Below are 26,029 nucleotides of genomic sequence, written 5' to 3'. Positions count from 1 at the left end.
TATAGATGGGAGAGTTGCGGGAAAGATGCACAGGAAAGAGAGACTTACTAGGAAGCCGCAGATGCGCATTAAACGGGAGAAGAAGAACGCGAAGCGGCTGCTTGTACTGTCATTGGGAGCATCACTGCTCATCCAGCCGTTATCCGTCGCTTTGCCTGCATTTGCGCACGCAGCGGGCAGCGATACAGGAGTAACAACGGAACAATCGCAAGCACAACTCGTGCGCCTCGGGGAAGAGATTCTGACGGCAGGCGCGAAACGAGTCGATTATACATGGACAAGCAAGCCTGGCGCAGGCGCGGTTTTGTCGAACGTGCATGTCATAGAAGTAGATTTAACGAATCCGTATGTATTGCTCGATGTCATGAATGGCAAAAGCGGGTCAGTGACGGGCGTAAGCTCTGTTGGCAATATGGTGAAGAACTCCGGTGCAGTAGCCGGTGTGAATGGCGACTATTTCAATACTGCGAGCAGTGGCAAAGGCGCGCCAATTGGTGCAGAAGTATCTGGCGGAACATTGGTTTCGAGCCCATCTAAGCTGACGGGGATGTATGCTTTTGCCGTGACGAAGGACCGCAAGCCGCTCATTGATATGTTTGGCTTCGATGGGCAAGTGAAGGCGGCAGACGGCACGACGTTTGCTCTGACCGGCATTAACAAGGCGGCCTACCGAATGGATCCGGATGATGCGTACAGTCACGTGAATGCGATGTACATCTATACAAGCGCATGGACACAGACGCGGCCTGACAGCACGGATAGCGCGACGACGCCGACAGAGGTGCTCGTGCAGAAGGGTGTTGTCACAAAGTTTGCGGACAATAGCATGATTACAGGCGCGATTCCGGCAGACGGCTACATTCTGCGTACGCACGGCAAGGCAGCCCAATATGCGCGCGAGCATCTTCAAGTCGGCCAGAAGGTAACGGCTAATTATAACCTGGTTGCCCAGTCGACTGGGGAGAAGGTCAACCCGGATTCGCTGCAAATGCTCATCGGCGGTCATACCATTCTCGTGGATCAAGGCGCAGCTGCTGCGTATTCGCGCAATCCAAGCAGCATCAGTCCAAACAGCGACCGTGCACGTACGGCTGTGGGATATTCGAAGGATGGCAAGAAAGTATTTATCATTACTGTCGAAGACAGCACAGCAAGCCAGGGCGTGACACTGCCTGAGCTGCAGCAATTGATGGTGCAGCTGAATGTATGGCGTGGTGTTAATCTCGACGGCGGCGGCTCGACGACGATGATTGACCGGCCTCTGGGGGATACAAGCACGCTGCTTGCGTTCCCGACGGAGTATGGCATAACGCAGCGACAAGTGACGAATGGCCTTGGTGTTTTCACTACCGCGCCGAAAGGACAATTGAAAGGCATTATCGCTAAAGGCAGCAGCGTCCTCTTTATCGGACAGCAGGCGGCATACGATATGACCGCGTATGATACATTCTACAATCCGCTTGATCCAAGTGCATTAACGAAGACATGGAATATAGACGATGCGCTCGGCGCTTTCGCGGGCAATACGTTCACAGCGGCGAAGGCAGGCAAGGCGTCTGTCACGGTGAAGTCCGGCGCGATTAGCGGCAAGCTTCCGCTCGAAATTATCGGGAGCGCGCAGATAGCCTCGATGAGCGTAGATCCAAGCGCAGCCGTTCTTGAGGCAGGCAAGTCACTGTCGGTTCCAGTGCATGTGACACTGGCCGATGGCCGGAAGATGACAGTGCCGGCAGCTTCACTACAATGGGAAATGCGCGGATTTACAGGCACGATGAACGGCGGTACGCTTGCGATCGGCACGGTGAACGCAGCGGCGAAGGCTGGGTATTTGATCGCACGTTATGACGGTTTTTCTGCGATGGCGGTACTCGCTGCGGGCGCCGACAAAAAATTTGAAGATTTTGAAGCAAAGACCTACCCAATTTCGTTCCAAGGTACGAATGGTGTAGTGGGAACTTCTACCGTTGCACCGGGATTGCCAGGCACGAACACGACGAATGTCCTGCAGCTCGCCTATGATTTCACGGGCGGGACCGGTACGAAGGCGGCTTATGCGGTGCTGAATGGCAGCGGGCGCAAGGTAGAAGGCAATCCTTCGTCGATGACGCTCGACGTTATGGGCGACAACAGCTTGAACTGGGTTCGGGCTGAATTCATCGATAGCAAAGGTGCAGCCCAATTAGTAACGATTGCAAAACAGGTCGACTGGACGGGATGGAAGAAGATCAAGGTGTCTCTGCCAGCCGATCAGATGGCGTATCCCATTACCCTCAAGCGTCTTTACGTCGCCTCACTGGCGGACGGTCAGGATGAGCGCGAGCTGACAGGCACGATTGGCTGGGATAATCTATCCTTCCAATACCCTGCGGCCACGCCAGAGCCGGAGCGGGTGCCAATTGAGCTGAAGCTCGGTTCCAAGAGCGCGATGGTGGACAGCAAGCCATACCAATTGGATGTCGCACCGTTGCTGCTGAAAGGAACGACATACCTGCCGCTTCGTTTCATAACGGAAGCAATGGGAGCTCAGGTGAGCTGGGATCCGGCGACGAAGCGCGTATCCGTGCTTCGTGGCGACGAGCTGCTGGAAATGTGGGTTGGTCAAACGGACTTCTTGCTGACTGGCGTTCGCAAGCAGGCAGAAGTAGCGCCGATTACGCGCAGCGGACGGACGCTCATTCCAGTGCGGCTCGTGTCCGAGCAGCTAGGTCTGACGGTCGATTGGGATCAGAAATTGGGCAGGATTACCGTTTCGTAACATGCCCGCCAGTCTACCGTTATGTGGTATGATAGAATTAGTAGAACTTGTAGAAAGTGGGCCGTAAGAACATGGATTACCGCATTAACGACATAGATCGTGTAATTAAAAACGCGGTTCTTGTGATGGAGGACAGCAAATATCAAATCTTCGAAATTTGCGAGTCTGCACGCAAGGAAATGTTTGCCCTAGGCCAAGAATTGAACCAGGTTATTGCTGAAACAGGAGCCGTTATCGATAAGGTTGATAAGCTGGAGCTGGATTATCGTAGAGCGCGAATCCGCTTGACTGAAGTAAGTCGCGACTTTGTCCGATACAAGGAAGAGGACATCAAAGCGGCCTACGAGAAAGCGACGCAGCTACAGCTCGATCTCATGGTATTCCGGGAGAAAGAGACCTACTTGAAGTCTCGCCGCGACGAATTGCAGCAGCGTGTGCGGGGCGTAGAGAAGTCGATTGAGCGAGCGGAATCTATTGCCTCTCAAATCAACGTCGTGCTTGAATATTTGTCGGGTGACCTCACGCAGGTCACTCGCATTCTCGAATCGGCTAAGAACAGGCAGCAAATCGGTTTGAAAATTATTTTGGCACAGGAAGAAGAGCGTAAGCGGATTGCTAGAGAAATTCATGATGGTCCTGCCCAGTCGCTTGCAAATATAGTTCTTAGGGCGGAAATTGCTGAAAGAATGCTAGTTAAGCAGGAATTTCAAATCGTCCAGGAAGAATTAATAGATCTGAAGAGTCAAGTGCGCTCCGGCATCGAAGAAATCCGCAAAATCATTTTCAATCTGCGACCTATGGCTTTAGATGATCTAGGACTTGTGCCAACACTTCGTAAATATATCCAAGATTTTGAGGAAAAAAGCAAAATTCGGACGATGTTCGATACGATCGGCAAAGAGATTCGTCTTCCATCGGCAATGGAAGCTGGCGTATTCCGCTTGGTTCAGGAAGCATTCACGAATGCATTCAAGCATGCGAATCCATCCTTCGTCTCGCTCGAAATTACGTATCAAGGACAAATGATGAAAATCGTCGTAAGAGATAATGGTGTCGGTTTCAATGTCGAAGCGTTGGAGTCGCGGGTAAGCGACAGCAACCACTTCGGGCTGATTGGCATGCGCGAGCGCGTTGAGCTGCTCGAAGGAAGGATGGAGATTGAGTCTAAGAAAGACGATGGCACTAAAGTAATTATTCACATCCCGATGAGTGCGGATCAAAGAAAGGAGTAAATAACGATGGAAAACAATGCTGTAAACGGCAAGCGCAAGATTAAAGTATTGATAGCTGATGACCACCAGCTTTTCCGCGAAGGCTTAAAGCGGATTCTAAATATGGAAGAAGATTTAGAAGTAATCGGCGAGTGCAACGACGGCATCCAGGTGCTTGAATTCTGCAACCAGATCAAGCCGGAAGTCGTCCTGATGGACATTAATATGCCGATTGAGAACGGGGTCGTCGCAACCGAGCGGCTGCGCGATATTTTCCCGGAAGTGAAAGTTATTATTCTATCTATTCATGATGATGAAAGCTACGTATTCGAAACGCTGCGTAAAGGTGCAAGCGGTTATCTGCTGAAGGACATGGAGGCAGAGGCGCTGGCAAATGCCATTCGTTCAGTTGTGAGCGGTTACGCGTACATCCATCCGAAGGTAACGGGCAAGCTGATTAATCAGCTGCGCCGCATGACGTACCTCGATGAAATCGGTGCAACTTCAGGAGCGGCTGCAACACGCGAAGCTGGCGTGAAGTTCGTCGCAGGCGATAACAATCCTCTGACCCGTCGTGAAGCCGAGGTGCTTCGTCTGATGGCAGAAGGCAAGAGCAATAAGATGATCGGCGAGTTCCTGTTCATTAGCGAGAAAACGGTCAAAAACCATGTCAGCAGCATTCTGCAGAAGATGGAAGTAGATGACCGGACGCAAGCCGTTATTAATTCGATTAAACTTGGCTGGGTTACGCTATAAGCTGCCGCATACATAGTAAAGTTAAGAAGCTTCCGCTTGATGGCGGAAGCTTTTTGTATGTCAGCCCCCCAAAAAAAGTTTGCACGGAGTGCAGGGGTAAGCGAGGGCAGAAACGTCTATTCTTCTGTGAGAGGGGGGAGAGAGATTCGAGACGAGGCGTTAATTGCACAAATTAGAGATGGGGATCGGGAGGCGTACAGGGAGCTTGTAGCGCGATACCGGGACGAGCTGTACCGGCTGATCTGGAGCGTGCTGCGGGATAAGGCAGATGCGGAAGATATGCTGCAGGAGGCACTCGTCCGAATCTATCTCTCCCTTGGGAGCTATCGGGGTGAAGGATTTAAGACGTGGGCGGCGCGGATTGCAGTTAATCTTGCGATTGACTGCAAACGGACCAATGCCCGCAAGGCGGAGCTGCTGCAGCGAGAAGCCGCAGCCAGCGCCGGAACGTCGGCGGTTCAGCCTCATGCGCTGCCTGCCGAGACGGAGGCATTGAAGCGTGATCGCAGACGCAGAGTTCGGGCGTTGGTCGGTGCGATGCCCGAGGGCTACCGCAGCGTTGTGCGGTCCTTCTTCTTGGAAGATCGGCCGCAGAAGGAAATTGCCGAGCAAGAGGAATTGCAGATCAAGAGTGTCGAATCGAAGCTGTACCGCGCGAGACAATGGATGCGCAAGCATTGGAAGGAGGAGGATTTGGAATGAACCATCTTGATGAAGCGATCCTAAGTGATTATGCGGAGGATCGGCTGCCGGAGCAGGGGAGACTGGAGACAGAAGTACATTTGGCGGAATGTGAGCTGTGTTTATTGCGCTATATGGACCTGCTGACGAGTTCGGATGCGGATGGCCAGCAAGTGCAAGTCGAGCATTTAAGCGAGCAGGCGGCGGATGCCATTACGGCTCGAGTCATGGAGCAAGTGAGAGCGGTAGAGCCAGTGCCTATGATAATGCCGGCGGTGGAGCTTGCGGCGGTCCATTCCCCTCCCCAGAATCATGCAGGCGAGACCGTTCAACGGCGCAAGAAGGTAAGCAGAAACAGTCGCAGGCAGACGCTCATTCATTATCTCATTGCGGTATGTGTTATGCTGCTGCTCATGTCGGCAGGGGTATTCCAGCGGCTTGCCGATCAGCCAGAGCATTGGGAATCGCAGCAACTTAGCAAGCGTGAACCAGTAACGACGTCAATTATGGAACGGACTTCAGCCGTTATTGACTCTTTTGTAGCAAGACCGGGTAAATAATTATGAAAGTAAAGGAGAGAGCTTTTGTGGTCAAAAATCCAGTTCTGACTCTGTTTCTGGGCTTTCTGCCGGGAATCGGACACTTCAAGGTCGGACGCTCGGCGCGAGGGATGATGTACCTTTTATTATGTATCGGCTTTGTAATCTTTGGAATTGCGGCAGGATTCGCAGACGATGAGGCCTTTCTTGTGTTGGGGCTAATCCTCTCCGCGTTCATTTGGCTCATTAATTTCTTGGATCTCATCATCTATCTCATCCGTCATAGCGGAGCCAATCGGGTTGCCGTTCCGCCGGTGCATCCGATGTATCTATCGGACCAAATTGACGGCGTCATGTATGCAGCCGGGTCCCCTGAGGAGATGGAGAACAGGTCCAGGGAGAAGTTTTACACGATTCTGTTGTCGTTTATACCGGGGCTTGGCCATTTGCAGCTGGGTCTTATGCAGCGTGGGCTGAATCTGATGATAGGCTTCTTCGGATTGTTCGCGATGATCGTATTTGTAGCGGTTTGGGCCGATCAACCGGGATTCCTGACGTTTCTCATAGCGCTGCCGATTATTTGGATCTTTGGCATGTTTGATGCGATTCGCCACGTGCATCTGAAGCAGTCTGGCGTGCCGCTGCAGGATAAGTCCGTTCTTGAAGATTGGGAGGAGCACCGTCAAGGCGGCAAACGCAGCAAATGGCTGTCGACCGTGCTGTCGATTATGCCGGGAGCGGGCCACATGTATCTCGGTCTGCAAAAAAGAGGGCTTCAGCTCATGGCAGGCTTCCTCTTGTCGATCTATCTGCTCGACGTGCTGCAGCTGTCGTTGTTTCTGTTCATCGTACCGATACTTTGGTGCTTCTCGTTCTTTGATGCGCTGCAGCAGCAATCCCGTCTCAACAGCGGGGAAGGCGAGCTTGAGGATGTGCCGATTGTCGATTGGCTTATTCATCAGCAGAAATGGCTTGGCATCGGACTGATGGCGCTTGGCCTGTATTACATCGCCGATCGAATGCTGCTCGAATATGTACAGCGTGTTTGGGGAGATTGGCAGCTTTCCGAGGACATTCGTTATTATTTCAAAACGGGACTAACCGCGCTGCTGCTCATCGGGGCAGGTATTAAGCTGCTCTCGGGCAAGAAAGAGGTGAAGCCGGAATGAGACAATGGCGCGTTGGAACATGGTCGATGGGGACGGCTCTCATCGCAATGGGCGTCATGCTGCTGGCTTCCACTCTTGGCGGTGTGCAGTGGCTGGACCAAGGCATCGTCTGGTGGCCCATGCTTCTTATTTTGCTAGGAATTGAGATCGTCATTTATCTTTGGCGAAGCAAATCCGAGCAGCAGGCAGTGATGCTTCGCTATGACTTGTTCAGCATCATCGTTGTAGCGGCGCTCGGCGGGTGCTGCTTAGTGTTTACGACCGTAAGCGCAGCCGGGCTGCTCGATGATGTTCGAGGCAGCATTGGTGCGCGTCAGGCTCGTGTAGAGGCCCAAGCGGTGTCGGAGCGAATTGCATCTGACGTGAAACGGATCGTGGTGCAAGGAGAGAGCTATTGGAACGGCCGCGTGCATCTTGATGCCGACGGCAGCGGTGCGGGTCGGCTTCAGGCGTTTGGGGCGTGCCGCTACGACCTTCGGAAGGACGCTGCAGCGCCAAGCTCGCCGGAGCTGGTAGAGACGCGTCAGGCAGGAGATACGTTGTACTTAACTGTGAAGCAGCCGACGGTAGAGCGGCATATGCTGGACGATAGCGTGCCTTCCTGTGATCTTACGATTGTGCTGCCGCGCGAGAAGACGGTTCATGTTAGGCCAGAGGCGGGGATCATGCTGCCGCTTGGGTCGAAGCTGCCGGAGGGATGGCAAGTGCTGCGGTAATATTTTTAGGCTGACAGGCAAGCCCCTTTTTGCGACTTGTCCGTGAATGACCGTCACCCCTGGGCGCTTCGCGGCATATGATGTCACAAAAAAGGAGGTGGCTGCCTTGATTCCAGTACTATTATGGATCTTCGGTTGTTACGCCTTGGCAGCGGCTGCCGTGCATGCCGCATACGCGCTTACCTGGAAGCGACAGCGTGTGCAGCATTACGTGCTAATCGCGGGTAACCACCAGCTGCAGATGGAGTGGTATATGCGATCGCTTAGGCGGTTCTCTCATTTTTCCGGCACAGAAGTGAAGGTGACTGTCGTTGACCGCGGTTCACAGGATGATACGATGGGGATCGCGCGATGCTTTGCGAGGATGGGCATGCATGTCGATTTTCACTCCGGTATCGGGCAAAATGAGCATACTGGCACTGTACTGGATACACGTGGAAGGTTCGCACCTGTAAGAGGACGCGCTGCCGCGAGTACAGCCGAAGAGCGTAGTGGGCAGGGAGCATTAAGTTCAAGCGATCCACTGAAAACGGTGCAGACAATTGACATGAATGGGCAGAAGCCTGATACAAGTCACGGGCACGGACTTTCAAAATGGCAACGCTTCCGTGTGAATCTCTGGAAAGCACGCAAACCGAAAGCGAAGAAACAGCCGGCTGCTGTCGAGCCAACGAATCTGTTATGGATGCTCCAGGCTGAAGGCATTGTTTCTTCAAAGGATCATGCGGTATTGATTGATCTGCGGAATCCGGCGGATTTGTCGAAGCTGCCGTATTGACTGAAGGCAGTGTGAAGGAAAGACGAAGACACAGTGCGACGACAGTGCGAAGGCAGCGCGAAGGCAGCGCGAAGGCACAGTGCGACGATAGTGTGAAGGCAACGCGTAGCCAAGATGAAGATACTGTTCCTAAAATGCATTGCTGTGCTGTGAAGCTCAGTGTATAATTTTAACAGATAAATATTGAACGAGTGAAGCACACCCGTAGAAGCTGCCTTGGCAGTTTTGGGGTGTGCTTTTTTGTTGTGGGGATTGGGGTGCGGGGAAGTCGGTTGGGAATTGAGCAAGAAGGGTAACAGGTACGCTACATTGGCGAAATTGGGTTGGAAATTGAGCAAGAGGGGTAACGGGTACGCTACATTGGCGGAATTGGGTTGGAAACTGAGTAAGAGGGGTAACAGATACACTGCATTGGCGAAATAGGATTGGAAATTGAGTAAGAGGGGTAACGGGTACGCTACATTGGCGGAATTGGGTTGGAAATTGAGCAAGAGGGGTAACGGGTACGCTACATTGGCGGAATTGGGTTGGAAATTGAGTAAGAGGGGTAACAGATACACTGCATTGGCGAAATAGGATTGGAAATTGAGCAAGAGGGGTAACAGGTACACTACATTGGCGAAATCAGATTGAAAGGGGTGGTGATGGTATGAAGGTTGTTGTGTATGCGGTATTGGCAGAGGAGGAATCGTGGGCGAGTTGGTCCGTGTCGCCTGAGGTGGATTATGCATACTGGCTGCGAAGCGGGTATAGGGAGGCAGCGGTGCAAGCTGCTTTGCAGCGGGGCGTTGCAGCAGATTGGCACGGAGGAGTCCATACCGAGAAAAAGGTTAGGGAAGCTGGTAATGTACAAGCAGTTATAGCATGGTCGGTGCCGCTACCGCTAGGGCATGCCGTTCAAGTTGCGGAACGGTGGTCCGGCAAAGCTCGGGATGAGCAGGGGCTGCGCGAGGAATTGACGCGCCTCGTTCGAGAAGCATGGGCATTCGATGTCCGCTTAGGCTTGCCGGTTCAGGAGCGGGAGGATGCCTATGCGGTGCAGGCTGCCGCGTCCGGAGGTACGGCGGACGCGATGGAGCTTGCTGCGCGAGCTTGCCGCGCAGCTTCGCTTTTGCAGGGCCGAGCGCTGCTCAGCGGCGAAGCGCTCGCCCTGCTTGGGGCCGCAGGCGCGGCCGAGCCGGCCGGCGCAGCGCCGCAGCCGTGGAGCGCGGCAGCTCCCGCGCTCCAGCTGGCCGCGCTGCTCGGCCTGCTGCGCCTAGGCGGCGCAGTCGCCCCGCAGCCGCAGCCCCGGCTGCTGCGGTGGCGCGCGGCGCTAGGCGCCAGGCCGCGCCTGCGGCTCCGCTGCCAGCGCTGCGGCAGCGGCACGGCGCGCATGCGCCGCACAGCATGCGCGGGATGCGGCCGCGCATGTGCGTACTGCGAGGCGTGCCTCACTATGGGCCGCAGCCGTGAGTGCGGCCTGCTCATCCTTGGCACGCCAAGCTCGCAGGTGAGCAGCGCCGCTAACGCGTCAAGCGCCACCTGCGCGCCAAGCGCAGCCTGGGCGCTAAGCCCCGCCCAGGCCGAGGCGGCAGCCGCAGCGCTGCGTTACATGGCTGCCCCTCCTACACGCCACCGGAGCGCCCAGCGCAAATCCCTGCTATCGTCATTTAAGTGGCTGGCACCGCCTGCCGCCCTTAGCGCCCCACGCAGATTCCTGCTTTGGGCAGTCACCGGAGCAGGCAAGACCGAGATGATCTTCCCGCTTATCCAAGCCGCGCTTCTGCGAGGGGGCAAGGCGTTAATCGCAACTCCTCGTCGAGACGTTGTGCTGGAGCTAGATCCTCGCATTCGCAAAGCGTTCCCAAATGCGAGCGTAGTCACTTTATACGGCGGGAGCAAGCAACGCTGGGAGCAGGGAGACATTACAATTGCAACGACACATCAGCTGTTCCGTTTTCAACAGGGGTTTGATCTGGTCATTATTGATGAAATCGACGCTTTTCCCTATCATAACGATCCGATGCTTCAATATGCCGCCGATAAGGTATGCAAGCCTGGCGGGGTGAATGTGCTGCTCTCGGCAACGCCGCCGGCCGACCTTCGACGCGCGGCAAAGGAAGGTCGGATCGCTCATGCGCGCGTGCCTGCACGGTTTCATCGGCATCCGCTGCCGGTGCCTAAGCAGCATGTCATCCCACCTGTGCATAAGCTTCTTAGCCAGCGCCGCTTCCCACGGAGGCTTGTTCAAGCCATTCAACAATCGCTTAATCGCGGCGCTCAGCTATTCTTTTTCGTTCAGCAGATTCGTGAGGTCGATCCGCTTGTCCGGAAGCTCCGCGCCAGCTTTCCTGGCATTGTCATTGAAGGCACCTCATCCAAAGATGAGGATCGCGCGCAGAAGGTCATTCGGTTTCGTGAACGAACGATAAGGCTGCTCGTCACGACTACGATTCTCGAGCGCGGTGTCACGATACCGAAGAGTGATGTGTTTATTCTAGATGCGGGCGGCAAGCTGTTCGACGATGCTTCTCTTATCCAGATGGCCGGTCGAGCTGGCCGCTCCAGCGACGATCCGGCAGGCAAGGTCTACTTCTTCAACTCCTCCCGAACGCACTCCCAGCAGTCTGCGATCCGGCAGATTAAAGCGATGAACCGAATCGCCCATCGCAAAGGCTACCTACTAACCCCAAAAGAAAGGCGATGATTGCCCTGCCTGGTGTCCTCCCTATTCTCATCCCTGCCAAGCTCCGCACGATCATTACAGCGATGCGGCAGTCGGTTCAGCTGCTCACAGCTACATCCAGCGCTTGTCTAATTTGCGGCAACACAGATAACAGGGCGCGTCACCCGAAGTTCACTTCATTGTGCACGCCTTGTTTTCGCCAAATCCCGTGGATTACCCGCATCGAGTGTCAGGTTTGCGGCCGTCCCGAATATTGTCCGGATTGCCCTCGCCGCAGCGATGCCGCTTTTCTCTGCAACCGTTCTGCCGTGAGATACAACACTCGCATTCGGGAATGGCTCGCGCTTTATAAATATCGGGGGCATGAAGCGCTTGCTCCGTTGTTTGGCGAGATGCTGACAGCTGCATATCACGGTCTCGTGAAGGGGCTTCGTCCCCGGGAGGTCCAAATGTATCCGATCGATGCTTTTATTCCGGTCCCCGTAAGCAGCGAGCGTCTAGCGGAACGCGAGTTCAATCAGGCGGAGAGGCTTGGCGCCTACCTCGCCGAGCGCGTACAGATTCCGCTTCATCCTGTTATGCTGCGAACACGCCATAGCGGTAAGCAGAGCTACAAGACTAGAGGCGCGCGTTTACGCGATACGCATAATCTCTTTACAGCAGATCCGGCACTCACCGCCAGCATGCTAGCAGGACAAAATCAATCCCATATCCGTCTCCTTATTGTCGATGACATTTACACAACGGGAAGTACAGCGAATGCCTGTGCAACTGCACTTGCAGAGGAGATTCGGCGGCAGCGGCCTGCTGACTTCGTGGAACTGTTCATTCTCACGCTTGCGCGCTCATAGGACAATAGAATCATTTTTAGTGCATTACGCCCTAAACTTACTAAAAGATGTCGAAAAAGGTGGTGATATTTGTCCCTTTATGAGTTAATATGAAGTCACCAATGGATGAATGAAGGGAGCAGTGAAACATGGATCTCGGTAATTGTCCTCGCTGCGGGAAGCTATTTGCCAAAAACTTTCGCGATGTATGCGGGAATTGTATAAAAGAAATTGATCAGGAGTATACGCTTTGCTCCGATTATCTTCGTAAAAATAAAGGTACAGATATTAACGAGCTCGCTGATGCAACCGATGTTTCCATCAAGCAGATTACGAAGTTCATTCGTGAGGGCCGTATATCGCTCGTGAATGCTCCGAATTTGATGTACCCTTGCGAAATGTGCGGCATATTGATCCGAGAGCATACGAAGTGTGATAGCTGCAGAGCCAAGTTGCTGACGGAAGTAAACAAATATCGCCAAACTCAGAATGCAGCTGCGACTGCTTCCAAGACACCTGAGAAATCATCAACATCCGCTGCTTCTGCCTACCGGAATTTGGACAGAGGCGAATGATTGCGGTTTACTTTGCAATTCCTATAAAATATTAACGTAATGTGCCGATAATACTCTTAGATAGAGTTATCGGCTTTTTTATTTGTTTGGAGGGATTATGATGAAGATCAATCAAACGCATCGGATTAATGCGGTAAATCCATATCAGAAGCAGAACGACCTGCAGGCAGGAACGGCTAGCCGCAAGCGCAAGACAGATGAGGTGCAAATTTCAGCAGAGGCGCAAGAGATGCTTTCGGTGAGTCGCGTGAGCAACACCGACCGCAGCCAGCTGATTAACAACTTGAAGCAATCGGTAAGCTCCGGCACTTATCATGTGGAATCCGGCAAGATCGCTGAGAAGCTGCTTCCTTTTTTGAAAAACTAACGACAAGATAGGTGAGCATCGTGAATGTAGAAACAATTATCGCAACGCTTGAGCAGCAGGCAGATGTCTACAGTCAATTGCTTGCTCTCGCGAAAGAGAAAACACCGTATCTTGTCCATAACCAAGTGGAGCAGCTTAATGCTGCGATTCAGAAGGAACGGAAGCTGGTCAAGATCGCAGAGGATTTGGAGCAGCAGCGCATGAGACTGTGCGGCCAGTACTTTACGAACCTCGGACTGCTTCGCTATAAGGGCGGCAAGATCAGCGAAATGATTCGGACCGTAACTTCGCATCAAGACAAGAAGCTATTGACCGACCTTCATACAACTTTAACGGGCCTACTGGATGATTTGCAGGTGACAAGCAAGCTGAATCAGCAGCTTATTGAGCAGTCTCTTAAATTTATAGATTACTCCATCGACCTGATGGTGGACGATCCGAACAGTGATGTCGTTTATCAGCATCCTCACAGTCCTGGCTACGGCAACAATATGCGATCTGGTTTATTCAATACAAGGGGATAAGGAGGCACTTAGAGCGCGATGACATCAACCTTTCATTCCATAGAAACAGCTAAACGCAGCTTGTTTGCGCAGCAAACAGCAATTAATACCGTTGGCCATAATATCTCCAACGCCAACACATCGGGCTACTCCCGCCAACGGGTTGCATTAACGGCAAGCAAGCCGATGGAAGCCTATGGAATCAATCGTTCCACATCTGCAGGCCAGTTGGGCACTGGGGTTGAGGCGACGGCAATCAATCGGGTACGGACTTCATTCTTGGACGACCAATTCCGTAATCAGAGTAAGTACGTAGGAACATATTCTGTGCAATCGGACACGCTGAGCAAGCTTGAGTCTATTGTGAACGAGCCCTCCGACTCCGGTATCCGTTCCGTATTGGATAAGTTTTATCAGGCTTGGTCGGATCTTAGCAAAGACCCGGAGAATGTAACTGGCCGCAAAATCGTTCGTGAAACATCGCTGGCACTGACGGACTCCTTCAACCAGACAAGCAAGCAATTGTCTGATCTGAGAGATGATCTGACGAGCAGCATTGAAGTGAAAGCAACGCAGGCGAATACGCTGATGGATACAATCGCTTCCCTGAATACAGAGATTCGCCGAATCGAATCGCTCGGCGATGATGCGAATGACTTGCAAGATCAACGAGATCTGTTGACAGATCAGCTCTCCCAAATTGTAAACGTTCAAGTAACCAAATCACCTGAAGGCTACAATATCTCCATGGGCGATATTAACCTAGTCAGCGGCAGCACTTCAACACCGTTAACACGTGAAGGCTTGGAATCGGCCTATGCAGGCGGTCAGCTCACGAATGGTGAAGTGTTCGGCATGATTTCTTCACGGGATGGTTATGTTGCCGATTATATGAAACAGCTGGATACACTGGCGAATACGCTGGCTAATGGCGAATTTGAAGTTACCGTTCCAGCAGGCTCGGTTCTCCCAGGCACAACAACGCCACTAACGGTGGACACGAAGATGACGGTCAAAGGGATCAACGGCCTTCACAAGCTGGGCTACACGATGGATTCCCCGGCAACCGGCGCAACCGATTTCTTCACCTTTAGTTCAGGTACAGGAATAACGGCAGCGAACATTCAATTGAATCCAGTCATTGCTAGCGATACGAATAAAATCGCAACTTCAATGAGGACAACATCAACCGGCGGAGCATCGACAGTCGTTCAAGGGAACAATAGTCTAGCGCTGCTTATGTCGCAGCTCGGCGACGTGAAGTTCGCATTCGACCAATCCGCAACCGGCAACGGTATTCCGGAATCGACGATTAGCGACTTCTACAGCTCGATGGTTGGCGCACTCGGTGTTCAATCGGAAGAGGCGCAGCGTCAGTATCAGAACTCCGTCGCCCAGTCAGATCAGGTCGAGAGCAGCCGTCAGTCCGTCAGCGGCGTATCGCTTGATGAAGAGATGTCGGATCTTGTTAAATATCAGCATGCCTATAGCGCTGCCGCTCGATTTATGACGACGTTCGACCAATTGCTTGAGAAATTGATTAACGGCACCGGCGTAGTCGGACGCTAAGAATAGGAGCTGACAGACATGTCTTTACGTGTGACGCCAAGTATGATGCATTTGCAGCTGTCGCGTAACTTGAACCGGAATTTGACTCAAATGGACAGCTTGCAGGATCAACTAACGACAGGCCGCAAAATTAACAAACCATCCGACGATCCAGTCGGCATTACATATGCCCTAAGATACCGCACGGAGCTTGCTTCGAACGAACAGTATCAGAAGAATGCAGATTCTGCGCATTCCTGGCTTGATTTTAACGATACAGTGCTTGGTCAAGCGGGCGATGTCCTTCAGCGTGTTAAGGAGCTTACCGTTCAAGGCTCGAATGGAACCAATCCGCAGGTTGCGCTTGATAATATCAATAACGAGCTGACAGAGTTGAAAGGGCAGCTCATTGATATAGCTAACAGTAAGGTTAACGGTAAGTATGTATTCAACGGCCAGACGTTTGATAAATTACCTTACGATAAGAGTGCGCCTGGCTTTGACGCCAAGGCAGTCGTAACGGATTCCGGAGATATAACTTATGCAGTTGGCGTGGGGGTAACCCTTCCTGTGAATGTTTCCGGCAATCAAGTATTCGGCAACCCTGGGGATAAGGATAATGTATTCGCAGTTCTTGACAACATTATTAGTAATTTTGCTAGCGGGGATCAGGCTGCTGCATCTGCTCAAATGGACAACTTAGAGGCCAGTATCAGCAAAATACTGAATGCCCGTTCAGAGGTTGGCGCTAAAGTGAATCGGGTTGAGCTTATGCAGAACCGTCTTGACGATCTCGAAATCAACTTGACGGATATGCAGTCGAAGACGGAGGATGCCGACTTCGACAAGCTGCTTATTGATTCCAAAGTGAATGAGAATATCTACCAGGCTTCCCTTTCTGTCGGGGCGAAAGTCATATCCCCAACCCTTGTTGATTTTCTGAGATAGTAGGTGTGCGTAGATGAAGCTGCCGTATATTCAAGCACAATCTCAAAAAGGGCTTATTGGTATCGAGTCTCGAATGGGTCAATATGATATCCAATCGAAGCCTGCTGATATCGAAGTACATTCAACACCTACCTCCATTAGCGCGCCAACTCCAATGCCGGAGCTGCATCTCAATCAGGATCGGATGTGGGCGGCATTTAACGGGGGAAAGCCGGAGGCATTCATTAATCGGATTTATTCTCAGATGCCATCTATTGCTCAGCAAGGAATCGCTAAGATTGTCGAGAAAGGCAATCAGATGGGCGATTTGCGGATCAAGCAGAATCCGTTTCCGAATATGGCCTTTCGAGAAATTTCGCAAGGGCCTCCACAGGTTCAAGTATTTGGTGCTGCAACGGCTCATAATGTGGATATCGAATTTAAAATTAACCGGCCAGATGTGAAGGTGAATGTCGGAAGCGTGGATATTCAAGTGCAAACGCATAAACCTGAGATTAACTATCAGCGCGGTGACGTAAGTGTCTATATGAAGCAGTATCCGTCCGTTAACTTCAGTGTTGCCGAGATGGACGTGCGTGTATAGATTTACCATAACATTGGATGCTATAGATAGACCGGCTTCGGTTCTTTCTATAGCTTTTTTCTTACAGTAAGCAGTGGAAGTATTCATTTAGGAGGAACAAGTGGGATGGAAATCCAGACAAGCCGATTTGGCGCGCTGTCCATTACGGAAGAGGAAGTTTACACGTTTACGAAAGGATTGCCGGGCTTTGAGGAAGAAAGCTCATTTATTATTGTATCGCCGGAAGAGGACGAGCCATTCTCATTTTTACAATCGACCAGAACGGCTGAGCTCGTATTCATCATTGCAGATCCGTTCCTGTTCTATTCGGAGTACGAGTTTGAGCTGCCCGAATCGGCAGCTTCAGAGCTTGAAATCGAGCATGCGGATCACGTCATCATTCGCTCCATTATTAATATGTCTGGGGATCTCGATGCAGCCACGATTAATCTAGTTGCGCCGGTTATCTTCCATGCCGAGAAACGTAAGGCAAAGCAAGTCGTTTTAGGTCAAACGAAGTACGCCGCAAAGCATCCTTTATTTGCCGCCGCAGGTACGAGGTAGGAGGGAGAACAGACATATGTTAGTGTTGTCGCGTAAAAAAGGCGAATCCATCATCATCCAGGACGACATCGAGATTACGATACTCGAGGTCGGTGCAGACACTATCAAGCTGGGTATCAAAGCTCCTCGGGAAGTCGAAGTGCTGCGTAAGGAGCTTCATTCTATGATAAAGCAGTCTAACCAGGAAGCTGCATCGTCGCATGCAAGCCTGTCGGAGTTGAAAAATAAATTAAAAAAAATGATGAAAAATGATGAGCAGCTATAAACGTATTCCAAATCTCTGCCGATAAACTGAGTATGACCGGTGAAGGGCGGCCGACCTAGACCCGGTAAACCACACGGATGTGGGAACTAACAACCATTTCAAGGAGGAAATATCATGCGTATTAATCACAACATTACAGCTTTGAACACTCACCGTAACATGGGCCTTAACAACGTTGCGGCTGGCAAATCCATGGAGAAACTATCTTCCGGTCTTCGTATCAACCGTGCTGCTGATGACGCTGCAGGTCTTGCGGTTTCCGAAAAAATGCGCGGTCAAATCCGCGGTCTTGAGCAAGCTCAACGTAACGTTCAAGACGGTATCTCCTTCGTACAAACAGCTGAGGGCGCGATGAACGAAGTTAGCTCCATGCTTACTCGTATGAAAGAGCTGAACGTTCAAAAGTCGAACGGAACTTACGGTTCTTCCGACAAAGCGAACATCGACAGCGAGCTTGACGATCTTGGTAAACAAATCGACAGCATCATGACGAACACGAAGTTCAACGGAATTCACATTACTTCCGGTGTAACAATCGCAACTGACGATGCTTCCGGCACAATCGCAATCGACAAGATCGATACAGGTGGCTTCTCCGGTTTGTCGAGCGCATCGACAACAGCTGATATCGAAAAAGCAATCAAAAACACTTCGACTCAACGTGCTATCTTGGGTGCTAAGCAAAACCGTCTGGAATACACTTCCAACAACCTTGGTACTACTGTTGAGAACCTGCAAGCTTCTGAATCCCGTATCCGTGATACAGATATGGCTTCAGAGATGGTTAATCTCACGAAGAACAACATCTTGCTTCAAGCTTCCCAAGCGATGCTGGCGCAAGCAAACTCGCAGCCGCAAGGCGTGCTGTCCCTGCTTCGTTAATTATTGCTATAAGCGAAGAGACCTTAGTTTATCTAAGGTCTCTTTTCTTTTTATTTAAACAAATTTACGTATTGTTCGTTTAAGAACTAATATTGCAAGAAAGAACATCCGATATAAGAGATATGAATATCTTTGAATCGGGGTGGAGAAATTGACAAGCATTTCATCAGTTAGCAATTCATCGCTATCCATGAACAGCACGCCAACACCAGCACCAACGACAACGGGATCAGATGCTGCTGTGGAGCAGATTAAATCCGTATCTGCTTTGCAGAAAGCGGAGCTAAGCGGTAAGAAAGTAATGATCGGTGATGAACAAGTAATTAAGAATATAGAGCGCGCGCTCAAATCCATTCAGGGACCTGATACGATGTTTGAGATGTCCATGCATAAAGAAACGAAAACAATCGTTGTGAAGGTACTGAATAAGGACACTGGTGAATTGATTCGTGAAATTCCGCCTGAGAAAACACTAGACTTGGTTGCGAAGTTTATGGAGATAAATGGGATATTAATTGACGAGAGAGTCTGAGGTGATAAGGTAGATGAGGATTTCAGGTTTAGCATCCGGCATGGACATTGACAGCATGGTTAAGGAACTGATGAAAGGCCGCCGAGCTTCACTTGATACGCTAGTTCAGAAACGTACGGTTGTGCAGTGGCAGCAGGAAGATTATCGTGAAATGAGTACGAAGATCGTTGACTTCCGGAATAACAAAATCGCCAGTTACAATCTGTCTAGCGCAATCAACGCGAAGAGGGCCGAAGTTAGTGATAACGCCAATGCGCTCACTGTTAACGCTACAAGCTCATCAGCGAGCGGATCAATGGATGTCAACGTGCAGCAAGTCGCTCAAGCGGCACGAACGGTGTTTACTTTCGACCCAGACAGTGATGGTGTGGCGGATAGTACGACAGGAAAGACGCTGATCGATTTAGGTTTTGATTCATCGGTCCCGCTGATGGTAAATGGTGCTCAGATCGATTTCGATAGCTCGGATACTATTAAATCGCTAGTGTCGAAAATTAACAACAATAAGAATGCAAAGGTAACTGCGATGTATAACGAGGCCACGGGCCAGCTGTCGATTACGAATTCGCAGGTGGGCAAGGGTATCGGGGTTGACGGATCCAATGCTCCCGATGGTTCGGTTAGCATTACAGGCGGCATGTCAGCGATGTTTACAGAAGCAAAAACAGCAGGCAAGAACGCGATTGCGCAAGTTAACGGCATTACGTATGAACAAACAAGCAACCGCTTTGCTGTGAATGGCATTGATTTTACAGTAAAGGCGGAGTCCGGCACTAGCGGCTCGACGACAGTTTCTGTTACTACGGATACAGACAAGATCCTTAATACCATTAAATCATTCGTTGCGGATTACAACAGTATTGTTGATACCGTGAATGGTAAGATCGGTCAGGAACGTTATCGGAGCTATACCCCTCTCACAGATGATCAGCGGGAAGGGATGACAGATAAGCAGCAAGAGCTTTGGGACGCGAAGTCGCACAGCGGTTTGCTGCGTAATGATACCATCCTAAGCGGAATGCTGAGCGATCTGCGCACAGCTTCAACGTCCAGCTACTCGGGAACGACAAGCATTCAGTCGATTGGTATTACGACAGGCAGCTGGTACGACAAAGGTAAGCTCGTTATTGACGAGAACAAGCTTCGCAGCGCGATTGAAGAGAATCCGGAACAGGTCGTTAATATGTTTAGCAAATCGGGGGATGACTCCAAGCCAACGAACCAGAATGTTGGTATATTTGCTAAAATGTCGAGGATCCTTTCGAATACTCTGAAGTCTCTAAGCGAGAAGGCGGGTACTTCGACAACGAGCACGGATACGACGTTCTCATTCCTGCCGAACTCCATGCTTAGCAGTCAAATTACCGATATGCAAAATAGAGAGAGTAGTATGGCGGATCGCCTTGCAGATGTTGAGAATCAGTACTATAAAACGTTTTCCGCTATGGAAGAGGCGATGAATAAGTACAATTCCCAAGCGTCCAGTCTTTCCAGCTTTAGTTAAAGGAGTGATTGAAATTGTTGAATACGCCGCATCAAGCATATCAGAGAAATTCGGTACAGACCGCTTCTCCTGCTGCGCTTATCTTTATGCTCTATGACGGAGCCATTCGCTTTACGAAGGCGGGTATTGAGGGCATTAAGAGCCGCAAATACGATGTCGCGAATACGAACCTTAAGAAGGCGCAATCTATCGTCCATGAGCTTATTGCTTCGCTCAATTTCGATTATCCGATTTCAAAGAACCTCGCTCAGGTGTATGAATACTTGCTTCATCAATTGATTCAAGCGAACATGAAGAAGGAGCCCAAACACGCTGAGGAAGTGCTAGCTCATCTGGAAGGCTTGCGTGATACCTGGAAACAGGTAGCCGGCAAAACAGGCGCCCCTACAGAGCTTGCGTCGATAGGTCGCTAAGGATGAGTGTTCAGCTGCAGGAGCTGTACAAGGCTACGAGCGAGTTGGTAGCACAGTTGCACGATGCGAATCAAGAGCAGTTTGAGCGGCTTCTGGCTATGAGAGAACTGGTTATTGAAGGGCTTCGCACCTCGGAAGCAATTAGCGCTGAAGATAAGCGATTAATTGGAGAGCTCAGTACATTTGATAAGGTTATTCGCGAGCGAATGACTGATATCAAGGAGGAAGCGAGAGAGGGCATTCAGAGGCTAAATCAATCTAAAATGCAGAAGAACGGTTATGAACAAAGCTATTCGGCCGGCAGTTATTTCATAGACAAGAAGAAATAAAGTGAAAATAGGTCGAATTTTGTATATGATTACCGCTAGGATTATTTTCCTAGCGGTATTTTCTTATTGTTTTTGTCGAAAATTCCGATATATTAGATAAGGAATTTAAGGGGGAATCATCGTGTCGGGACAAGCTATACAAACGACGGAAACTATTGAAGAGGTTAAACTATTTTTACCTCGTCTTATACAAGCATGCGATTCCATCTCGGAGCTTTTTTATGTAGCCATTACCGATGAAACTTGGCAGCTGTTCGGAGAGCTTGTTCAAGGGATGGATGATTTATATAGAACGTTAAAGTCAGTGGTCAGCACTGCTTCTACTGATGAGCAGAAGATGGTCATGCTTGCAATTATGGAGCGAACTATCGTTACTTTCGAGAACGCATTTGCAGAGCTCAACAGCTATATGGATCAGGAGCTTTACGTTGCGGCTGGCGACTGCATCCGCTATGAATTAACCAATCTGTTCAAAGAGCTTGCGACACATCTTGGTGAAGAAACGAGCTTGAAAGAAGAGCGTTTTGCAGCGAACATGCAATTCTTGGAACGAGAATATGCAAACCTGTATACACAGCTCAAAAACATCAAAATCGACGAGCAGAACTATGAGTCGGTTTATGCGACTAATGGCGCTCCCAATCTGATTGTGCATCGCGACACAGCAGATTCAGTCTATCTGTACAGCACCTATGATCCGTTCTTTGAGGCTGAGCGATGGGTCGAGTCGCTTGTTGACACTGTCAGCGGTAAATCAAATATCGTGATGTACGGATTCGCATTTGGTTATCACGTCAATCGACTTGCCGAGATTTATCCCGAACAGATGCTATACATTTATGAGCCGAATGAACAGATCTTTCTAAAGATGATGCATGAGATAAGTTTGGAGAAGATGTGTACCAGACTGAATATCCAGGATATCGTAGTGGGCACAGGAAAAGCGATGAGAGATCAATTCTTCTACAGGATGTTGAAAAAAATTAAAGGTGAGACAGCTATCGTCTCCTTATCCGTTTACGATCGAATGGATCTGCAAGCGAAGAAGGAATTTGCCGAAGATGCTAAGGCGGCTATATTGACATACGCCTCTTCTAGAAGCATCTATAACAGATTCGGAATCCAATGGACACGAAACCAGCTGTTCAATACGGCATTCAACATTACAACTCCTTCGCTTAAAGGGTTGAAGGGCAAATTCGAGCATTTGCCTGCTGTCATCGTTGGCGCAGGTCCGTCCCTGGAGCACGATATTGAAAACTTAAAGCAAATCAAGCAGCGTGCACTCATTATTGCTGCAGGCTCCAGTATTCAATCGTTGACCCATTATGGAATTGAGCCGCATTTAATTGTTTCGATGGATGGAGGAAGCGGCAATCATCATGCGTTTAAGAGCGTAGAGACTTCGCACATTCCATTCTTATATATTCCACAAATCGATTACCGTGTCGTAGATAAACAGGCGACCAATCTTATTCATGCTTATTTTAACAATGATATTATTTCGAGATATGTAATGGGTGTGTCCGGTATAGAGGATCCTGTATTCGATTCCAACTTGTCGGTAACAGGTACAGCCGTTCAAGCAGCGCTATATTTGGGTTGTAAGGAGATTATTTTTACAGGCCAGGATTTATCTTATCCGGATGACAGCGTCTACGCTACCGGCGCTCAGCATGCAAGTGACAACTATAAATCGAAAGTGTTAAAGGCTGCAACGTTAACGGTAGAGAATGTTAATGGCACTAGAAATCGGACGACTAACGGATTGAAACAAACGTTGATTGATATTGAGGAAACGATAGAGAAATATCCATCCGTTCGCTTTATTAATACGTCTAAGCTCGGTGCCAGAATCAAGCATACGGAGTCGCTTCCAATGGAAGAGGTTTGTTTGCAGCTGAAGGATTGGAAGCTTGCGCCGGATGTGTTCAGGGAAGCTGTTCATCTACATTTGAGTCTACTTGAAGATTCACGGATATTGGAGTCCATGGATAAAATATCCAAGCTTCAAAACGAGCTTAATCAGGTTGATGAGAAAGTGAAACGAATCCAGAGAACGCTCAATAAGCTGCCTGAATTAAGCCGGACGAAGCCGCTGAAATGTCTTAATGCCATGGTCGACATTGAGGAGGATTGGGCAGTCATTACCCAAACCGTTGCGTTTAACACGATCTATATGACAGCTGTTAAGAATGAAATTCTGGAGTTTGACCGGAAGCGTTCCGAGCTAGCCGATGAGAACAATGTCATGATCAAATCCGAGCTATTTGGCGACGTGCTCGGTACATTAGTAAATGCGATTAAAGAACAGAGTCCGAAGCTGAAAGAAATCATGGATGAAGCACAGGAACGGATTCGGGTAAGTCGCAGCAGAAGCTTGTCTGAGCAGCTAGGTTAACTAGAGGGAGTCGAGGAATGTGAAAGGTTTCTATACGAATAAGAAGATATTGATTACAGGTGGCACAGGTACGATCGGACAAGCCCTTGTCAGACAGCTTCTGCTCGATAATCCATCCGTCATTCGGATCTTTAGCCGGGACGAGTACAAACAATTTGAGATGCAGCAGTCACTTAGCGAATATGCAGGATCTCTTCGTTATCTGATAGGCGATGTGAGAGATGCAGATCGAGTTTCTCGTGCAATGGAAGGGATAGACATTGTTTTCCACTTGGCCGGTATGAAGCATGTACCTGCTTGTGAATATAATCCTTTCGAAGCGGTACAAACGAATGTGATTGGAACTCAGAATATCATTCAGGCTGCACTTCGAGCTAATGTAGGGAAAGTGCTTTTCACGAGTACAGATAAAGCGGTATCCCCGGCCAATACGTATGGTGCGACGAAGTTAACGGCTGAACGACTCATCTCTGCGGCAGGCTATCAGAAAGGGTCGAAATCAACGATTTTTGCTTCGGTACGCTTCGGTAACGTGATGGGCTCACGCGGCTCGGTCATTCCGTTATTCAAGACTCAAATTTTGGAGCGAGGCAAGATTAGCGTTACGGATATGCAAATGACCCGTTTTATGATGACGCCTCTCCAGGCAATCAGCCTCATGCTTGAAGCGAATGAAATCTCCAAGGGCGGAGAGGTTTTTGTTCTTAAGATGCCGCTCGTTAAGCTGTCGGATTTGGTTGAAGTTATTATAGAAGAAGTGACCAGCCGCCATCAATTGATGGGGGAGGTAGGGGTTGAGGAAATTGGATTGCGTCGAGGCGAGAAGATGGACGAAGAGCTGATGACGACTGATGAACGACATAAGATGCTGGAGAAAGATTATATGTACATCATTCCGCCTATTTATACGGGTTCGAAGCTGATCTATGAAGCCTCTAAGTATAATAGCGTGCATGGGGACGATGACATTGGCTATCGCTCAAATGAAGTCATTGGTAAGGAAAAATTGCGAAAGTGGCTTATAAATGAGGAGCTGCTATAGCGATAGCGAGTGGGGGATACAATGAGATATCAAATACCGGAGCCAGTCAAGCAATTGAGCGGTCCGATTGTCATATATGGTACCGGAGAGATCGCGGAGCAGTACTATGAAGAACTGAGAGCGTTGTCGATGCAAGAGCAAATTGCATTCTTCATGAATACCTCGCCGTCCATTACTGAGTTCAAAGGCAAGCCAGTATATGCGCTGGAAGAAGTTTGGCAGATGCCGCAACGAGGCGAGTATACGTATCTGATTGCTTCGTATGGGACGGCGATGGTGCTTGCTGAGAATTTGTATGCGATAGGTATGACGAGCAGCTCCGTCCATTTCCCTGTGCCGGTTGCGCTTTCGGAGGAAGAAAGCTTTCTTCCTTTGCTTACGAAGCCGGTAACACATATTTGCTTCTATCCTCCGGTAGAAGACTCCGCTGTTTTAGAAGATTTGCAGGCGCGTGTCCACTGGTATCTTCCGAACTATAATGACCTTACAATACTGCTGCCAGAAGCGGCGAATTGTAGCAAAGCGGAGCTGGCCTCAAACTTAAAGAAGTGCGATTTGCTGCTGGTATGGAATAAGGCGAATCTTGCTGATGAAGCCATAAGAGAGTACAAGTTTAAGATGGCATGCGTAGATCCTAAATATTTCGTGACAAGAGATGCGGATATTTATCGGAGGCTCTACTATTGGACATTGTCGGCTCAGGATAAGAAAGGTTATGTTGAGCAGTCGGAAAGCAACTTTGCTTCCATGCTGAAGAGAAATGCGGATAAGAAAAAAGCTTGTGTGTTCGGCACGGGGCCATCGCTTCAAACGGTATATCAGTATAAGTTTGATGATTGCTTCAAGGTCGTCGTCAATGGAGCGGTAAAAAGCAAAGAACTGCTTGCTCATATTGAACCCGATATTCTAGCAACCTCTGATGCGCTTAACTTCAGCTATTGCAAATTCGGAGAAGTATTCAGACAGAATGCGATGTCGTTAATGCAGCAAGACAAGGTGTACACAGTCATTCCTGATATTTGTGTGCCGCTCATGTCTGTGCATTACCCACAAATGAAACATAAATTCATTGGGCTTGCGATGTCGAGCGATCTGTACCATTTCCCGGCAACGGATAAGCTAAGTGTCAAAGAAACTTGGAATGTAGTAACTAGATTTGCCATTCCGATTGCATCGGCCGTCGCTCAAGAGATTTATATTATGGGTTGTGACGGAACAGACAAGTTCGAAGAGAAGGTCTGGGAGCATAGTAAAAATGTCGAGCATGACGAGCTTCTAAAGGTTGCTTATGACGCTCATACTTCGCATTTCGAAATGCATACCTCGCTTAAAGCGTATTTTGATAATCACTGCCGAATGATGAACGAGCTTCTTACGTACGGCGAGAGCTGTGGTAAAAAGTACCTCTCTCTTACGGCATCACATATTCCTGCATTAGCTCTTAGATATGATAAGCTCGAAGAGCAGCAAGTGAATTTCTAAAAATTGATACAT

The 26,029-nt window shown here is 49.8% G+C and carries 26 protein-coding genes; all 26 read left to right on the top strand.

Annotated features, from left to right (window positions below):
- Positions 1-61 precede the first annotated feature (61 nt).
- The 26 genes from AC0LWF_RS19755 (at position 62) to AC0LWF_RS19630 (ending at position 26,017) form a co-directional block, all read left to right on the top strand.
- The gene (locus AC0LWF_RS19755) at positions 62-2,755 is read left to right on the top strand and encodes a stalk domain-containing protein (RefSeq protein WP_474653255.1); all 2,694 of its coding nucleotides are present in this window, start codon (positions 62-64) and stop codon (positions 2,753-2,755) included.
- A gap of 71 nt (positions 2,756-2,826) precedes the next feature.
- A complete protein-coding gene (locus AC0LWF_RS19750) occupies positions 2,827-3,987 on the top strand; it encodes a sensor histidine kinase (protein ID WP_474653254.1) in 1,161 nt (386 codons plus the stop codon).
- A 6-nt stretch (positions 3,988-3,993) separates the two neighbouring features.
- Positions 3,994-4,722 carry a response regulator gene (locus AC0LWF_RS19745; protein ID WP_474653253.1) on the top strand — a complete coding sequence of 243 codons (729 nt, stop codon included), beginning with the start codon at positions 3,994-3,996 and terminating at the stop codon, positions 4,720-4,722.
- A 57-nt stretch (positions 4,723-4,779) separates the two neighbouring features.
- Positions 4,780-5,424: an RNA polymerase sigma factor gene (locus AC0LWF_RS19740; protein WP_474653252.1), complete on the top strand. Its 645-nt coding sequence runs from the start codon at positions 4,780-4,782 to the stop codon at positions 5,422-5,424.
- Positions 5,421-5,963, top strand: coding sequence for an anti-sigma factor (locus AC0LWF_RS19735; protein WP_474653251.1), 543 nt, complete (start codon positions 5,421-5,423; stop codon positions 5,961-5,963). Before AC0LWF_RS19740 ends, AC0LWF_RS19735 begins: the two co-directional genes overlap by 4 nt.
- 26 nt (positions 5,964-5,989) lie before the next feature.
- The gene (locus AC0LWF_RS19730; RefSeq protein WP_474653250.1) at positions 5,990-7,111 is read left to right on the top strand and encodes a hypothetical protein; all 1,122 of its coding nucleotides are present in this window, start codon (positions 5,990-5,992) and stop codon (positions 7,109-7,111) included.
- A complete protein-coding gene (locus AC0LWF_RS19725; protein WP_474653249.1) occupies positions 7,108-7,827 on the top strand; it encodes a LiaI-LiaF-like domain-containing protein in 720 nt (239 codons plus the stop codon). Before AC0LWF_RS19730 ends, AC0LWF_RS19725 begins: the two co-directional genes overlap by 4 nt.
- Before the next feature lie 106 nt (positions 7,828-7,933).
- On the top strand, positions 7,934-8,605 hold the full coding sequence (locus AC0LWF_RS19720; RefSeq protein ID WP_474653248.1) for a hypothetical protein: 672 nt from the start codon (positions 7,934-7,936) through the stop codon (positions 8,603-8,605).
- 649 nt (positions 8,606-9,254) lie between these two features.
- The gene (locus AC0LWF_RS19715) at positions 9,255-11,291 is read left to right on the top strand and encodes an ATP-dependent helicase ComFA (RefSeq protein WP_474653247.1); all 2,037 of its coding nucleotides are present in this window, start codon (positions 9,255-9,257) and stop codon (positions 11,289-11,291) included.
- The gene (locus tag AC0LWF_RS19710; RefSeq protein WP_474653246.1) at positions 11,288-12,121 is read left to right on the top strand and encodes a ComFC family protein; all 834 of its coding nucleotides are present in this window, start codon (positions 11,288-11,290) and stop codon (positions 12,119-12,121) included. The genes AC0LWF_RS19715 and AC0LWF_RS19710 overlap by 4 nt, the downstream gene beginning before the upstream one ends.
- Before the next feature lie 128 nt (positions 12,122-12,249).
- A complete protein-coding gene (locus AC0LWF_RS19705) occupies positions 12,250-12,675 on the top strand; it encodes a flagellar protein (RefSeq protein ID WP_474653245.1) in 426 nt (141 codons plus the stop codon).
- Between the two features lie 100 nt (positions 12,676-12,775).
- A complete protein-coding gene (gene flgM, locus AC0LWF_RS19700; RefSeq protein ID WP_474653339.1) occupies positions 12,776-13,042 on the top strand; it encodes a flagellar biosynthesis anti-sigma factor FlgM in 267 nt (88 codons plus the stop codon).
- Positions 13,043-13,062: 20 nt separating this feature from the next.
- A complete protein-coding gene (locus AC0LWF_RS19695; protein WP_474653244.1) occupies positions 13,063-13,566 on the top strand; it encodes a flagellar protein FlgN in 504 nt (167 codons plus the stop codon).
- An 18-nt stretch (positions 13,567-13,584) separates the two neighbouring features.
- Complete coding sequence (gene flgK, locus AC0LWF_RS19690; RefSeq protein ID WP_474653243.1) at positions 13,585-15,114, top strand: flagellar hook-associated protein FlgK; 1,530 nt, start codon at positions 13,585-13,587, stop codon at positions 15,112-15,114.
- A gap of 18 nt (positions 15,115-15,132) precedes the next feature.
- On the top strand, positions 15,133-16,041 hold the full coding sequence (flgL, locus tag AC0LWF_RS19685; protein WP_474653242.1) for a flagellar hook-associated protein FlgL: 909 nt from the start codon (positions 15,133-15,135) through the stop codon (positions 16,039-16,041).
- A 13-nt stretch (positions 16,042-16,054) separates the two neighbouring features.
- Positions 16,055-16,624: a DUF6470 family protein gene (locus AC0LWF_RS19680; protein ID WP_474653241.1), complete on the top strand. Its 570-nt coding sequence runs from the start codon at positions 16,055-16,057 to the stop codon at positions 16,622-16,624.
- 105 nt (positions 16,625-16,729) lie between these two features.
- Entirely contained in the window at positions 16,730-17,167 is a 438-nt protein-coding gene (gene fliW / locus AC0LWF_RS19675) for a flagellar assembly protein FliW (protein ID WP_474653240.1), read from the top strand.
- Between the two features lie 16 nt (positions 17,168-17,183).
- Positions 17,184-17,432 carry a carbon storage regulator CsrA gene (gene csrA / locus AC0LWF_RS19670; protein WP_474653239.1) on the top strand — a complete coding sequence of 83 codons (249 nt, stop codon included), beginning with the start codon at positions 17,184-17,186 and terminating at the stop codon, positions 17,430-17,432.
- A 114-nt stretch (positions 17,433-17,546) separates the two neighbouring features.
- On the top strand, positions 17,547-18,314 hold the full coding sequence (locus AC0LWF_RS19665; protein ID WP_474653238.1) for a flagellin N-terminal helical domain-containing protein: 768 nt from the start codon (positions 17,547-17,549) through the stop codon (positions 18,312-18,314).
- Between the two features lie 151 nt (positions 18,315-18,465).
- Positions 18,466-18,846, top strand: coding sequence for a flagellar protein FlaG (locus tag AC0LWF_RS19660; protein WP_474653237.1), 381 nt, complete (start codon positions 18,466-18,468; stop codon positions 18,844-18,846).
- 13 nt (positions 18,847-18,859) lie between these two features.
- Complete coding sequence (fliD, locus tag AC0LWF_RS19655; RefSeq protein ID WP_474653236.1) at positions 18,860-20,350, top strand: flagellar filament capping protein FliD; 1,491 nt, start codon at positions 18,860-18,862, stop codon at positions 20,348-20,350.
- 14 nt (positions 20,351-20,364) lie between these two features.
- Positions 20,365-20,763: a flagellar export chaperone FliS gene (gene fliS, locus AC0LWF_RS19650; RefSeq protein ID WP_474653235.1), complete on the top strand. Its 399-nt coding sequence runs from the start codon at positions 20,365-20,367 to the stop codon at positions 20,761-20,763.
- Positions 20,764-20,765: 2 nt separating this feature from the next.
- Positions 20,766-21,092 (top strand): hypothetical protein, encoded by a 327-nt coding sequence (locus AC0LWF_RS19645; RefSeq protein WP_474653234.1) that lies wholly within the window; start codon positions 20,766-20,768, stop codon positions 21,090-21,092.
- 121 nt (positions 21,093-21,213) lie between these two features.
- The gene (locus tag AC0LWF_RS19640) at positions 21,214-23,493 is read left to right on the top strand and encodes a motility associated factor glycosyltransferase family protein (RefSeq protein ID WP_474653233.1); all 2,280 of its coding nucleotides are present in this window, start codon (positions 21,214-21,216) and stop codon (positions 23,491-23,493) included.
- 19 nt (positions 23,494-23,512) lie between these two features.
- Entirely contained in the window at positions 23,513-24,535 is a 1,023-nt protein-coding gene (locus AC0LWF_RS19635) for an SDR family NAD(P)-dependent oxidoreductase (protein WP_474653232.1), read from the top strand.
- Positions 24,536-24,556: 21 nt separating this feature from the next.
- Positions 24,557-26,017: a hypothetical protein gene (locus AC0LWF_RS19630; RefSeq protein ID WP_474653231.1), complete on the top strand. Its 1,461-nt coding sequence runs from the start codon at positions 24,557-24,559 to the stop codon at positions 26,015-26,017.
- Positions 26,018-26,029 lie beyond the last annotated feature (12 nt).

The sequence above is a fragment of the Paenibacillus sp. sgz302114 genome (assembly GCF_056120345.1).
This window is presented reverse-complemented; position numbering and strand designations above follow the sequence as displayed.